Annotated in this window: 10 protein-coding genes; 4 read left to right on the forward strand and 6 right to left on the reverse strand. The window is 69.6% G+C overall.

What is annotated here, in order from left to right; all coding sequences use genetic code 11:
• Positions 1-902, forward strand: a 902-nt coding sequence (locus ACFE64_RS13050) for an OPT family oligopeptide transporter (RefSeq protein WP_375392897.1), incomplete at its 5' end; no start/stop codon positions are given.
• A 172-nt stretch (positions 903-1,074) separates the two neighbouring features.
• Here the strand turns inward: ACFE64_RS13050 and ACFE64_RS13055 are convergent.
• From ACFE64_RS13055 to queF, 3 genes are all read right to left on the reverse strand, one after another.
• A complete protein-coding gene (locus tag ACFE64_RS13055) occupies positions 1,075-2,349 on the reverse strand; it encodes a glycoside hydrolase family 130 protein (RefSeq protein ID WP_375392898.1) in 1,275 nt (424 codons plus the stop codon).
• A 50-nt stretch (positions 2,350-2,399) separates the two neighbouring features.
• Positions 2,400-4,670 carry a glycosyltransferase gene (locus ACFE64_RS13060; RefSeq protein WP_375392899.1) on the reverse strand — a complete coding sequence of 757 codons (2,271 nt, stop codon included), beginning with the start codon at positions 4,668-4,670 and terminating at the stop codon, positions 2,400-2,402.
• Positions 4,671-4,809: 139 nt separating this feature from the next.
• Complete coding sequence (gene queF, locus ACFE64_RS13065; protein ID WP_375392900.1) at positions 4,810-5,259, reverse strand: preQ(1) synthase; 450 nt, start codon at positions 5,257-5,259, stop codon at positions 4,810-4,812.
• 41 nt (positions 5,260-5,300) lie between these two features.
• Here queF and ACFE64_RS13070 point away from each other — a divergent pair, with 41 nt between their 5' ends.
• From ACFE64_RS13070 to metC, 3 genes are all read left to right on the forward strand, one after another.
• Complete coding sequence (locus ACFE64_RS13070; RefSeq protein ID WP_375392901.1) at positions 5,301-6,845, forward strand: cryptochrome/photolyase family protein; 1,545 nt, start codon at positions 5,301-5,303, stop codon at positions 6,843-6,845.
• A gap of 30 nt (positions 6,846-6,875) precedes the next feature.
• Positions 6,876-7,715 carry a 3-mercaptopyruvate sulfurtransferase gene (gene sseA / locus ACFE64_RS13075; protein WP_375392902.1) on the forward strand — a complete coding sequence of 280 codons (840 nt, stop codon included), beginning with the start codon at positions 6,876-6,878 and terminating at the stop codon, positions 7,713-7,715.
• A 212-nt stretch (positions 7,716-7,927) separates the two neighbouring features.
• Positions 7,928-9,136, forward strand: a complete 1,209-nt coding sequence (metC, locus tag ACFE64_RS13080) for a cystathionine beta-lyase (protein ID WP_375392903.1) — start codon at positions 7,928-7,930, stop codon at positions 9,134-9,136.
• 157 nt (positions 9,137-9,293) lie between these two features.
• Here metC and ACFE64_RS13085 read toward each other — a convergent pair whose 3' ends face one another.
• The 3 genes from ACFE64_RS13085 to ACFE64_RS13095 form a co-directional block, all read right to left on the reverse strand.
• Complete coding sequence (locus ACFE64_RS13085; RefSeq protein WP_375392904.1) at positions 9,294-9,704, reverse strand: DUF3035 domain-containing protein; 411 nt, start codon at positions 9,702-9,704, stop codon at positions 9,294-9,296.
• A complete protein-coding gene (gene lspA / locus ACFE64_RS13090; RefSeq protein ID WP_375392905.1) occupies positions 9,697-10,254 on the reverse strand; it encodes a signal peptidase II in 558 nt (185 codons plus the stop codon). Before lspA ends, ACFE64_RS13085 begins: the two co-directional genes overlap by 8 nt.
• Positions 10,255-10,268: 14 nt before the next feature.
• On the reverse strand, positions 10,269-12,716 hold a 2,448-nt coding region (locus ACFE64_RS13095), incomplete at its 5' end, for an isoleucine--tRNA ligase (protein ID WP_375392906.1).

Below are 12,716 nucleotides of genomic sequence, written 5' to 3' on the forward strand. Positions count from 1 at the left end.
TGGTGTTCGTCGCGGTTGTCGGGCTCGCGATCGCCGCGGTCACCGGCTACATGGCCGGGCTGATCGGCGCGTCCAACTCGCCGGTGTCGGGGATCGGCATCCTGTCGGTGCTCGCTTCGGCGCTGATGCTGGTCGGGCTGTTCGGCCGCGACACGACGCCGCAGACCAGCGCGGCGCTCGTCGCCTATGCGCTGATCGTGACCGGCGTCGTGTTCGGCGTCGCCACCATCGCCAACGACAACCTGCAGGACCTCAAGACCGGCCAGCTGGTCGGCGCGACGCCGTGGAAGCAGCAGGTCGCGCTCATCATCGGCGTGGTGTTCGGCTCGCTCGTGGTGCCGCCGGTGCTCGACCTGCTCAACACCGCGTTCGGCTTCGCCGGCGCGCCCGGCGCGGGGCCGAACGCGCTCTCCGCGCCGCAGGCGGGGCTGATCTCGTCGCTGGCCAAGGGCGTGCTGGGCGGCAGCCTCAACTGGCCGATGCTCGGCTGGGGCGCGGTGGCGGGCGTCATCTTCATCGCGCTCGACGAGACGCTCGGCGCGCTCGGGCGCCTGCGCCTGCCGCCACTCGCGGTCGGGATCGGCATCTACCTGCCGATGGCGGTGATCCTGCCGGTGACGATCGGCTCGTTCGTCGGCTGGCTCTACGATCGCTGGGCCGACCGCACGGGCAACCCCGAGCTGGCGCGCCGCCTGGGCGTGCTGACGGCCACCGGGATGATCGTCGGCGAGAGCCTGTGGGGCGTCGCCTTCGCCGGCATCGTCGCCACCGCAGGCGGCGACGCGCCGCTGGCGCTGGTGGGCGACGGCTTCGCGCTGCCGGCGCTGATCGGCGGGACGGCGCTGTTCGTGGCGCTGGTGTGGTGGCTTTATCGGAAGACGCGACAAGCAGCGTGTGCTTGACGTCGAGGTGAGTTGAACGGCGGGGCGAGGTCAGCGTCAGCCGCCCAGCAAGCGCCGACGGCAAAGCCGCCGTCGTGACGTCGGACGGATTCGGCTGCGGCCGGCCGGCCGGCCGGCCGAGGCGCTGCGCGGCGATGCCGAGCACCGGCGCAGGCGTGGCGGCGCCTGCGCCTCAGCCCATCGCCGCCAGCAATTCCCCGATCGGCACGAAGGCGAAGCCGATCGAGCTGTCCGCGATCCCGTAGGGCAGGAACAGCTGGTCGCCATGCCGGATCGCGCCGCAACTATACACCACGTTGGGCACATAGCCCTCGCGGTCCTGGTCCTTGGCCGCGAGGATCGGCTCCCGCGTGCGGGCCAGCACCTTGGCCGGATCGTTCTTGTCGAGCAGCGCCGCGCCGATCGAGTATTTGCGCATCGCGCCGACGCCGTGGGTCAGCACCAGCCAGCCCTCGTCCAGCTCGATCGGCGGCCCGCAATTGCCGATCTGCACCAGCTCCCAGGGGAACAGCGGCGTCAGGATCTTCGCGCCGTCATCCCAATGGGTCAGGGTGTCGGACTTGAGCAGGAACAGGTTCTCGCCGTCCGAGCGGCCCATCATCATATATTGGCCGCCGACCTTGCGCGGGAACAGCGCCATGCCCTTGTTGCGTGACGCCGCGCCCGTCATCGGCACGAGATCGAACGCGCGGAAGTCGCGGGTGCGCATCAGCTCGGACTGGATCACCGAGCCGTTATAGGCGGTATAGGTGCCGATCCATTCGACGCTCTCGTCGTCATGCTGGAACTGGACGATGCGCAGATCCTCCAGTCCCTTGGACTGCGCGGCGGTGATCGGGAAGATGACGGTGCCCGACAGCGTGCTGTCGCGGTGGCGATAGATCGTCACCGGCCCTTCCGGCTGCTCCTCGTCCTGCCCCGGCGTCACCATGTCGGTGGCGGTGGCGAACGGCGGCTCGGGCGCGAGCTTCAGCTGCCGATCTTCGGTGATGATCCCCTCGCGGAAGGCGACCGAGGAGATGTGCCCCTCGCCCACCGCGCGCATCGACATCAGGAGGCGCATCGAGCCCGCCGGCATGCCGGACTGGTCGAAATGCGGCACCGCGCTCGGATTCATCAGCGCGGCGGCCGCGTAGCTGTATTCGTGACAGAAATAGGCGCCGATCAGCTGGCGGCGCTCGTCGCCGATCTCGGCGCCGTTGAGGCCGAGCAGTTCCTCGACCTGGTCGTAGCGGGTCATGAACACGCGCCGGGTCTGCCAGTGCCGCGCCTCGAAATCCTTGAGCACGGTTTCCAGCTGCGCGCGCGCCTCGGCGGCGGTCATCGCCAGCACCTCGCGCACCAGCCGCTCGGTGCGGCCGCCGCCCTTCTGCGCAATATGGAACGGGCGCACCACGACGCGCGACGGGTCCGCGTGCAGCCGCATGCCGTGGGTCACCAGATCCATGCAGAAAACGCCCCGCCCCAAAACCTTACGCCCAACCGGCGCGAGCGAGGCTACGCGGCGGCGACTTGCGTCCCTGCCACGCTTTGCTCCGCCTGGCCAAGCCCCGAAATGGCGCAGGAAGCGAGCTGCAGGGCCAGAATCGACTCCGCGCCCTGATTGCGGTTGAGTCCGGTCGGCATCAGCCCGTCGAAACAGCCGCCGTCCTCCTGGCTGGCGAGCGGCAGGTCGAGATCGTTGACACCCAGGAACCAGCGATAGGCGCGCTCGGCCTCCGCCGCCCAACGCGGATCGCGGGTGGCGCGGAAGGCCTCGACACAGGCGTCGACGGTCGCTTGCGCCTCCAGCGGCTGCTGGTCGTATTTGAGCGGCTGGCCATAGGGACGATGGAAACTCTCGGTGCCGACCGCGCGGAAACGACCCTCGGGCGAGGTCTGCTTCCCGCAGATCCAGGCCAGCGTCGACAGCCCGCACTCGACCAGGTCCGCCCGCTTCAGGGCACGCCCGGCGGCGATCAGCGCCTGGGGCAGGCGGGCATTGTCATAGGCCAGCACGATCTCGAACCACTGCCATTCGGGCCGCCGGGTCTCTTCCAGCACCGCGAGATGCGCGTCGGGGAAGCGGGCCAGGATGGCGCGCGACAGCTCGTGGCCGGGCCTGGCCTCCAGCATCGCCGCCGCGCCCAGCATCGCGAAACTCTGCGCCCGCAGCGATTGCAGTTCCAGCGCCAGGCTGGCCGTCGCATCGAACAGGTTGGTCGCCCAGTCACGATGCTTGGTGTCCTTGGCGTCGCGCGCGGTCACGCCCAGCGCCCACAGGGTGCGCCCGTTCGAGTCCTCGGACCCCACGTCCTCGCACCAGGTCCGGTCGAAGTTCATGAAGTTCCGGTAGCGGCGCGCCTCGGGGTTCCAGGCGTACTGGACGAATGCACCGTAGATCGTCGTCCACTTGTCGCGCTGGGCGTCATCGAGCCCCGGCATCGCGCTCATCAGCATCAGCGCGCGCGCGTTGTCGTCGATGCAATAGCCGTGGCGGCGGTCGGGCACCGAATAGATCGAGTGCTGCAGCATGCCGGTGGAGTCGCTCATGCGCTCCACCGCCGCCATGTCGGGCTTGAGCGCCTCGATCTTGCGGTCGGGCTTGGCGAGCCGGCGCGGGCGCGCCGCGACCCCCTCCAGTGTCGCGGCGAGCGTGGCTTCCGCCAGCCGCGGCCAGATCATCGTCCGGCCACGGGCATAGGCGCGCTCCGACAGCGCATGGCGCGCGGCGGCGTCGCCCAGCAGACGGCCGATCTCGCGCCCGAAGCTTGCCGCATCGTCGAAGGGCACCAGCACGCCATGGCCGCCGTCCAGGATCTCGCAGGCATGGACATAGGGAGTGGAGACCACCGCCTTGCCGACGCCCACCGCATAGGCGAGCGTGCCGCTCGTGATCTGGGCGGGGTTCTTGTAGGGCGTGCAGTAGAGGTCGGCGGCCTGGAGATAGTCGATCAGGCGATCGTAGGCGACGAACCCGTCGATGAACGCGACATGGTCGGCGACCCCGCGCTCCGCGGCCAGCGCCTTGAGCCGGTCGCGATAGGCCTCGCCCTCGCGCGCCACCAGATGCGGATGCGTCGCGCCGAGCACGACGTACAGCAGGTCGGGATGGTTCGCGACGACCTGCGGCAGCGCCTCGATCACCGTCTCGATGCCCTTGCCAGGCGAGAGCAGGCCGAAGGTGAGCACCACCTGGCGCCCTTCCCAGCCGAACCGCGGCTTGAAGCTGTCCGGATCGACCAGCGCACGATCCGGCACGCCGTGCGGGATCAGCACCAGCTGGCGCGGGTTGGCGCCGTAGACGCGGGTCAGGATCTCGCGCCCGCGCTCGGCCATGACGACCACCTTGGCGGCGCGCCGCAGCAGGCCTTCCATCACCCGGCGCTGGTCGGCATCGGGCTGCTCCAGCACCGTGTGCAGCGTCACGATCAGCGGCGCGGTGGTGCGATCGAGGAGCTGCAGGATGTGCTCGCCCGCCGGGCCGCCGAAGATGCCGTATTCGTGCTGCAGCCAGATTGCCTGCGCCCCGCTCTCCCCGATGCGGCGCGCGGCGTCGACATAGTCGGCCAGATCCTGTTCGGCGATCGCACAGGTCACTTCGGGCGGATAGGCGTAGGCGCCGGGCTCGTCGTCGATCGCGTATACGTCGACGGCGATCTCGGGAAAGCGGGAGCGCGTGGCCTCGTAGACGTCGGTGGTGAAGGTCGCGATACCACACTGGCGCGGCAGGAAGTTTCCGATCAGCGCCAGCCGGGTGATCCGCGTCGCGTCAGAGGCCTGACCCATGTTTCCGCTCATGCTCCTGCACAACGTCCACCTTGCACTCGGATGAACCGATTAACAAAGATATGGTTGCACCGATGTTGCATTGCAACACGGCCGACCGCCGCAGCTGCGAAGCGGTTCACCGCGGGCGAGCGACGGATCAGCCCCTTCCCCGATAGGGCGCCACGCCCTGATCCGGCAGCCAGAGCTCGACGGGCGGCGACCCGGATTGCCAGAAGACGTCGATCGGGATGCCGCCGCGCGGATACCAATAGCCGCCGATCCGCAGCCAGCGCGGCCTCATCTCGCCGAACAGCCGCTCGCCGATGCCGACGGTACAGTCCTCGTGGAAGGCGGCGTGATTGCGGAAGCTGCCCAGGAACAGCTTGAGCGACTTGGATTCGACGATCGTCTCGCCCGGGACATAGTCGATGACGAGATGCGCGAAATCCGGCTGCGCGGTGACCGGGCACAGCGAGGTGAACTCGGGCACCGCGAACCGGACGAGATAGGTGCGCCCGGGCCGGGGATTGGGCACATAGTCGAGCACCGCCGCCGCCGGCGAGGCGGGCAGTGCGCTGGGATGACCTAGGTGAAGGGGAGCCGTCATCGCGGCTATCTAGCCGCCGCCTGGCGGAATAAAAAGAGAACGTGACCGTTCTCGTCCCGATTCTCGGCGATCAGCTCTCGCTCGGCATCAGCGCGCTCCGCGACGCGGACCCGGCGGACACGGCCGTGCTGATGATGGAGGTCGCCGACGAGACGACCTATGTCCGCCACCACCGGCAGAAGCTCGCCTACATCCTCTCGGCGATGCGCCACCACGCCGATGCGCTGCGGGCGGCCGGGTGGACGGTGGATTATGTCCGCCTCGACGATCCGGACAACAGCGGCAGCTTTACCGGCGAGGTCGCCCGCGCCGTCGCGCGCCACGCGCCCGAGCGCATCGTCGCCACCGAGGCGGGCGAATGGCGCGTCGCGGCGATGCTCGACGTCTGGCAGACGCTGTTCGGCCTGCCCGTCGAGATCCGCGCGGATACCCGCTTCCTCGCCAGCCACGCCGACTTCGCCGAATGGGCCGAGCGCCGGGCGAGCCTGACGATGGAATGGTTCTACCGCGAGATGCGCGCGAAGACCGGCCTGCTGATGGATCAGGGCAAGCCCGCGGGCGGCCGCTGGAACTTCGACAAGGAGAACCGGAAACCCGCGCGGGACGACCTGCTCATGCCGCGCCCGCTCGCCTTCGCACCCGACGCGATCACGCGCGAGGTGCTGGACCTCGTTGCCCAACGCTTCCCGCGCCATCCCGGCTCGCTCGACGGCTTCGCCTGGGCGGTCACCGCCGCCGACGCGGAGGCGCAGGCCGCGTATTTCTTCGCCCACGCGCTGCCGAAATTCGGGGATTACGAGGACGCGATGCTCACGGGCGAGCGACATCTGTGGCACTCGATCCTGTCGCCCTACCTCAACTCCGGCCTGCTCGACCCGCTCGACCTCTGCCGCCGCGCCGAGGCCGAGTATTGCGCCGGTCGCGCCCCGCTCAATTCGGTGGAAGGATATATCCGCCAGATCATCGGCTGGCGCGAATACATGCGCGGCGTCTACTGGCGCGAGGGGCCGGATTACGTCCACCGCAATCACCTGCGCCACACCCGCAACCTGCCGGCCTGGTACTGGACCGGCGAGACCGACATGCACTGCCTGCGCGAGGCGATCGGCCAGACGCTCGCCACCGCCCACGCGCACCACATCCAGCGGCTGATGGTGACGGGCAATTTCGCGCTGCTGATCGGCGCGGACCCCGCCCAGGTCCATCGCTGGTATCTGGAGGTCTATCTCGACGCCTATGAATGGGTCGAGCTGCCCAACACGCTCGGCATGAGCCAGTTCGGCGACGGCGGCATGCTCAGCTCCAAGCCCTATGTCTCGTCGGGCGCGTATATCGATCGGATGAGCGACTATTGCCGCCACTGCCGTTACGACGTGAAGCAGCGTTTGGGGCCGGACGCCTGCCCCTTCAACGCGCTCTACTGGGATTTCCTGGCGCGCCACGAGGACACGCTCGGGCGCAACCGTCGGCTCGGGACAGTCTATGGGAACTGGCATCGGCAGTCCGGCGAGCTACAGCAGGCGACCCGCGCGCAGGCGGCGGCGTTCCTGCGCCAATTCGACGCAGGTGGCCCCGACGGCTACTGAGGCCGCCACGAGGAACAGGAGTCTGACGGCATGGACGCGCTGGTAACGACGCAATGGCTGGCGAGTGAGCTCGGCGCGAGCGACCTCCGGATCGTCGACGCGACCTATCTCGACGCCGCCGGCGGCCGCGACGCGAGCGCCGAATACGAGCAGGCGCACATCCCCGGCGCGGTGTTCATGAACCTGGGCGAGCTGCGCGACACCGACACGGACCTGCCGATGATGCTGCCGTCCGCGGAGAAGTTCGCCAGCCGCATGCAGAGCCTGGGCCTGGGCGACGGCAGCCGCATCGTGCTCTACGACACCTCGCCCTGGCACACCGCCGCACGGGCGTGGTGGATGCTGCGCCATTTCGGCGCGCACGATGTCGCCATCCTCGACGGCGGTCTGACGAAATGGCGCGCCGAGGGCCGCGAGACGGCAGCGGGCAAGGAGCAGCTGCGCCACCGCCATTTCACCGTCTGGGCCGGCGCGGAGGGCGTGCGCACGCTCGATCAGATGCAGCGAAATCTCAGCAGCGGCGGCGAGCAGGTGCTGGACGCCCGCTCCGCCGCGCGGTTCACCGGCGAGGAGCCGGACCCGCGGCCCGCTACTCATGCCGGCCACATCCCGGGATCGAAGAACCTGCCCTATACCGAGCTGTTCGAGGCGGACGGGACGTGGAAGCGGGGCGAGGCGCTGCGCCAGGCGTTCGCCGCGGCGAGCGTCGATCTCGACAGGCCGATCGTCACCACCTGTGGTTCGGGCATCACCGCGGCGACGCTGCTGTTCGGCCTGCACCTGCTGGGCAAGGACGGGGCGCTCTACGACGGCAGCTGGTCCGAATGGGGCGCGAGCCGCGACACGCACAAGGCGATGGGGGCGGCATAGCGCGGCAGCCGGCGACGTCCGGCTGACTCGCGCAAGCCCGGCCGGCGTAGCGTAGCTACGACCGACGACGCGGCTTCGCCGCGACGGCAGCCCCGGCCTCCGTCATGCTGAACTTGTTTCAGCATCCATCTCCGGTCTAGCCCTCTCGTCTGAGCGTCTTGCCCGATCCGACCATGGATGCTGAAACGAGTTCAGCATGACGGGGAGCACGCATGACGGGAGCCGTAATGCCGGAAGACGACCAGCCCCTCTCCCCCGCCACCCGCGTGGTGCAGGCAGGCCGCCGCCCCGAATGGACCGGCGGCGTCGTCAACCCGCCGGTCTGGCGCGCCTCGACCATCCTTTACGATTCTGTCGCTGACCTGCGCGCGCGCGGCGCCGGCGACACGCATCACCGCCTGTTCTACGGCCGCCGGGGCACGCCGACGCAATGGTCGCTCGCCGATGCGCTGACCGAGCTGGAGCCGGGCGCGCACGCGACGTTCCTCTATCCGTCCGGCGTCGCCGCGATCGCCGCGGCGCTGCTTTCCGTCCTATCGCCCGGCGACGAGCTGCTGCTGGTCGACAGCGCCTATGATCCGACGCGCAGCCTCGCATCGGGGCTGCTCCAGCGGCTCGGCATCACGACGCGCTTCTACGATCCGACGATCGGCGGCGGCATCGCCGAGCTGATCGGGGAGCGCACCCGGGCCGTGTTCCTCGAGAGCCCCGGCAGCCTCACCTTCGAGGTGCAGGACGTGCCCGCGATCTGCGCCGCCGCCCGCGCGCGCGGTTGCGCGACGCTGCTCGACAACACCTGGGCGACGCCGCTGCTGTTCCCTGCGCTCGCGCACGGCGTCGATCTCGCGATCCTCGCCTGCACCAAATATGTGGTCGGCCATTCCGACGCGATGCTCGGCTCGGTCACGGCTACGCCGGAACGCTGGACGGCGCTGCGCGACACCAGCTTCCAGCTCGGCCAGGTCGCCAGCCCCGACGATTGCTGGCTCGGCAGCCGCGGCCTCAGGACCATGGCCATCCGCCTCGCGCAGCACGGCACATCGGCGCTGACGATCGCGCAATGGCTGCAGGGCCGGCCTGAAGTGGCCGACGTGCTGCATCCCGCCCTGCCCGGCGGCCCCGGCCACGCCCTGTTCGTGCGGGACTTCAACGGTGCCGCCGGGCTGTTCGCCTTCACGCTGGCAGGCGGCGGCGAGGAGGCCCGCGCGGCGCTGATCGACACGCTGGCGCTGTTTGGGATCGGCTATAGCTGGGGCGGGTTCGAGAGCCTCGCCATCCCCATCGATCCTGATCGCCATCGTGCCCTGCCCCAACCCGCGCGCGCCGGGCCGATGGTGCGCCTGCAGATCGGGCTGGAGGACGCCGACGATCTCATCGCCGACCTGGCGCGCGGGCTGGCGGCGTGGCGGGAGGCGCTCTGACGCTGCAACCACTCGCGTCATCCCGGCCTTGAGCCGGGATCCCGCTTTCGTGTTCTTGAACGGGCGACGCCGCGCCAAAGCCGCGTCGTCGGACGGGGCTGAAGCCTCGCCGGCCGGGCCAGTGAGCGTGGAGCGTAGCTGCGCTACACTCTCTCGCTCACTTGGCGACGGCCCTGGCGTCCTGCCCGTCGCCCTCGGGTGCGGCCACGATGTCCCGCGTCGTCGCGCCCTTGTCGACCACGGTCGTCTTGGGATCGCCCACCGCCGAGCGGATACCGGGATCGGCGCTGTCGCCGCCGGCCTGGCCCACCACGCCGCGCTCGGCGGCGCTGCGCTGCGCGGAGCCGCCGAACAGCGCGTCGAGCGCCTGCGCCTGCGGGTTGGTGTCGCCCGGCCGCGCCGCGCCGGGCGCCGGCGGCACCAGCGCATAGTCGGGGGGGATCACCAGCGGCGCCTGGCGCGCCACCGCGAACTCGTCCGGCCCCTGGCCGCCCAGCCGCCGCCCGCCACAGCCGCTCAGCGCCGCGGCGATCGCGACGCCCCCGGCCAGCGCCATCATCTTACGCATGGGAACTCTCCTGAACCTGCCCGCGCCGCGGCCCGAGCAACGCCCGCACCAACAGGACGAGCACGCCTACCGTAATCGCCGCGTCGGCGACATTGAAGACCAAAAAGGGACGCCAGTCGCCGATGTGGAGGTCGGCGAAGTCGATCACGCAGCCGGGATAGCGCACGCCGCCGCTGGTGATCTTGCCGAACAGCGGCGCCGGGATCAGCCGGTCGGCGATGTTGCCGAGCGCGCCGCCGAAGATGCAGCCGAGCGCCAGCCGGTCCGCCGGCGACCGCTCGCGCCACAGCCACACCAGCACCGCCGCGGCGATCCCCGACGTCACGACCGTCAGGGCCACGCGCACCCAGGCGGTGTCGCTGAAGCTGCCGAGCAGCCCCAGCGAGATCCCGCAATTGGCCACGAACGTGAAGCGGAAGAAGCCGGTCACCTCGCGCACGCCCGCCAGATCGTCGAGATCGAGCACGCCGGTGATCCAGTATTTCACCGCCTGATCGACCGCGAACACGAGCGTCGCGGCGATCAGCGCGGGCGCCGGGGAGCGGCTCACACCACGACGACCGCTCACGCGACCACCGCGTCGCAGCGGTCGCACAGCGCGCCGTCCTCGGCCACATCCGGCAGGTGCCGCCAGCATCGCCCGCATTTCAGATACGCCGTCCGCGTCACGCCCAGCTCTCCCCTGTCGACGCGCGCGACGATGAACGCCTCGGCCAGCGCCGGCGCGGACAGCGGCAGCGCGGGCACGCACACCTCGGCCTCCAGGCTGGAGCGCACCACCTTGTCGCGCCGCAGCGGCTCGATCGCCTCCGTCACCGCGCGCCGCAGCGCCCGCACCTCGCGCCACCGCTCGCCGACCGCGTCGTCGCCGGGCAGCGCCGGCAGCTCGGGCCATTCGAGGAAGTGGACCGAGCCGTCCTCCGACGGGAAGCGCGCCTGCCACACCTCCTCGGCGGTAAAGACCAGGATCGGCGCGGCATAGCGGACCAGGGCGTGGAACAGCGTGTCGAGCACGGTGCGATACGCCCGCCGGGTGGCGTCGCTTGCCGCGTCGCAATAGAGCGAGTCCTTGCGGACATCGAAGAAGAAGGCGCTGAGGTCGTCCTGCGCGAAGTCGGTCAGCAGCCGCAGATAGCGGGTGAAGTCATAGGCCTCCACCGCCGCGCGCAGCTCGACGTCGAGTCGCCCGAGCAGCTCCAGCACATAGCGCTCCAGCTCCGGCATCGCCGCGACCGCGACACGCTCGTCGTCGGTGAAGCCGTCTAGCGCCCCGAGCAGGTAGCGGAAGGTGTTGCGCAGCTTGCGATAGCCGTCGGACGCGGTCGCCAGCACCTCCTTGCCGATCCGCACGTCCTCGAAATAGTCGGTCGAGGCGACCCACATGCGCAGGATGTCCGCCCCGCTCTCGCCGATCACCTTGAGCGGATCGACGACGTTGCCGAGCGACTTGGACATCTTGCGGCCCTTGTCGTCCAGCGCGAAGCCGTGCGTCAGCACGGCGTCATACGGCGCGCGCCCGCGCGTGCCGCAGCTCTCCAGCAGCGACGACTGGAACCAGCCGCGATGCTGGTCGGAGCCTTCGAGATACAGGTTGGCGCGCACGCCCTCGCCGTGACGCTGCTCGATCGTGAAGACGTGGGTCGAGCCGCTGTCGAACCACACGTCGAGGATGTCGCGCTGCGGCTCATAGTCCGCGAGCGCGTGGTCCGGCCCGAGCAGCGCCTGATGATCGGCGGTGAACCACGCATCCGCCCCACCCGCGCGAAAGGCGTCGACGATCCGCGCGTTCACCGCCGGATCGCTGAGATACGCGCCCGTCGCGCGGTGGACGTAGAGCGCGATCGGCACCCCCCAGGCGCGCTGGCGGGAGATCACCCAGTCGGGGCGCTGCTCGACCATCGCGCGGATGCGGTTCTCGCTGCGGGCGGGCACCCACCTGGTGCGGGAGATCGCATCGAGCGCGAGGTCGCGGAGGGTTGGGACGTTACCCTTCTCCCTCTCCCCTTCGGGGGAGAGGGTCGGGGAGAGGGGCCGTGCACGATGCGCAGCACCCGCGTGCTGCCCCTCTCCCGACCTCCCCTGAAGGGGAGAAGGAGAGTCCATCGCGATGAACCATTGCGGGGTGGCGCGGAAGATCACCTTCGCCTTCGACCGCCACGAATGCGGGTAGCTGTGCGCGTAATCGTCGCTCGCGGCGAGCAGCGCGCCGGCCGCGCGCAGGTCGGTGCAGATCGGGCCGTCGGCGCCGACGAACTTCTTGTTGATGACGCTGCCCTGCCCGCCGAGCCACGTCCAGTCGGCGCGGTACATCCCCGCGCCATCGACCGCGAACACCGGCTCGATCCCCTGCGCCTTGCAGAGCAGGAAATCGTCCTCGCCATGATCGGGCGCCATGTGGACGAGCCCGGTGCCGGCATCGGTGGTGACGAAATCGCCCGGCAGAAACGGTCGCGGCTTAGCGAAGAACCCGCCGAGATGGTGCATCGGATGGCGGGCGACGGCGCCGGCGAGATACTTGCCTTCGAGCGAGTTCAGATAGCCGGTACCGAGCTCATACGGCCAGACAGAATATTTCGCTTCTCCATACTGCGCGTCCAGGCTCTTCTGTAGCCGCCTAAAAAAGCTTTCCTCCAAGTCGCGGGCGATGAGAACACATCGCTGTGCGTAAGGCAGTAGCTGTTTTTGCTCATCTATCGGCAGCGCCGGCCCGTGTGGCCCCTGATGGACCTCGACAGCCTGTATCGTGTATTCGACGTCGGGATTGTAAGCGAGCGCTTGATTTACGGGAATCGTCCAGGGCGTTGTGGTCCAGATCACAGCCAAGGGGGAGCCGTAGCGCGCGTATTCTTTGCTGAAGCCGTCGAAATACCGATAAGCGGGCATGTCGACGATCTCGAACGCCACGTCGATCTGGGTCGAGACGACGTCCTCGTATTCGACCTCCGCCTCGGCCAGCGCGGTCTTCTCGACCGGGCTCCACATCACCGGCTTGGCGCCGCGATAGAGCTGGCC

Source organism: uncultured Sphingomonas sp. (assembly GCF_964250165.1).
Taxonomy (GTDB): domain Bacteria; phylum Pseudomonadota; class Alphaproteobacteria; order Sphingomonadales; family Sphingomonadaceae; genus Sphingomonas.